Source organism: Microbacterium sp. BF1, assembly GCF_019279095.1.
Lineage (GTDB): Bacteria > Actinomycetota > Actinomycetes > Actinomycetales > Microbacteriaceae > Microbacterium > Microbacterium maritypicum.
Window position 1 is genome coordinate 1 of the sequence record NZ_JAGYWT010000808.1, and the last position, 661, is coordinate 661.

1 protein-coding gene is annotated in these 661 nt (G+C 70.5%); it reads right to left on the minus strand.

Annotation, left to right across the window (positions count from 1 at the left end):
• Nucleotides 1-191: 191 nt before the first annotated feature.
• Nucleotides 192-661: enoyl-CoA hydratase/isomerase family protein (locus KZA10_RS16930; protein ID WP_218683485.1), on the minus strand; the 470-nt coding region annotated here is incomplete at its 5' end.

Genomic DNA, 661 nt, shown 5'->3' on the forward strand with positions numbered 1-661 from the left:
CGAGCAGCAAGCCCATGACGGCGGGGATCTCGGTCGGGTCCGCGCGCGAGAGCAGTTCGGCGAGGGCATCGATCTTCGCGAGCCTCGACGAGGTGGCCCCGACCCGGTCGGCGGCGGAGACGAGCTCTGTGAGCATCATGGGGGAATTCTCGCACCGGTGTCGGACATTCGTCTCGCCGGTGCCGGCGCGCTCAGCGCCCGTGGAAGACAGGCGTGCGCTTCTCCTGGAAGGCCGCGAACCCTTCGCGGTAGTCATCGGTGTCGCACAGTGCGGCCTGTGCGGCGTTCTCGATGCCGACCGCGTCCCACAGCGCGAGCCGCTCGTCGCGGATGCGGGCGATGAGCTCCTTGCTCGCGAGGAACGCCGCCGTCGCGCCGCGGGCGGCGGTGGCTGCGGCATCGGTCGTCGCCTGCACGACCTCGTCATCGGGGAAGACGCGCGAGAACAGGCCGGAGGCCACGGCCTCGGCGCCGCTCATGAGGCGCCCCGTGTAGATCAGGTCGAGTGTCTTGTGCGCCCCCAGCCGGTCGAGGAACAGGGAGTGTCCACCTGAGTCGAGGGTCGCGCCGAGTGTGGCGAACGGGGACCCGATCTTGGCCGACTCCGCGACGTACACGACGTCCGTCGCGATGAGCAGCCCGAGTCCGACCCCGAGGCAGG